Genomic DNA, 260 nt, shown 5'->3' with positions numbered 1-260 from the left:
CGTCCTCGGCCGGCTTGTAGAAGGCCAGACCCTCCACCTGGGCATCCGACAGCGGCAGGGCGAACCGGTCGCGGAAGGCGCGCAGCGCGTCCACGTCGAGCTTCTTGGCCTGGTGGGCGGTCATGCGCGACTCGCCCGCGCCGCCCATGCCGTAGCCCTTCTTGGTCTTGGCCAGGATCACCGTCGGCCGGCCCTTGGTGGCCTTGGCGGCGGCGAAGGCCGCGTAGAGCTTGCGAAAGTCGTGGCCGCCGCGCTTCAGC

General features: G+C 71.2%; 1 protein-coding gene. It reads right to left on the bottom strand.

The genetic code is table 11. From position 1 onward, the window contains the following. A partial coding sequence (locus RVY79_RS20220) for a hypothetical protein (RefSeq protein WP_317466367.1) occupies window positions 1-260 on the bottom strand: 260 nt, incomplete at both ends.

It is taken from the genome of Chromohalobacter sp. HP20-39, assembly GCF_033052815.1.
Taxonomy (GTDB): Bacteria; Pseudomonadota; Gammaproteobacteria; order Pseudomonadales; family Halomonadaceae; genus Chromohalobacter.
The sequence above is the reverse complement of the archived record's forward strand: the minus strand, read 5'-3'. Positions and strand labels throughout refer to the sequence as shown.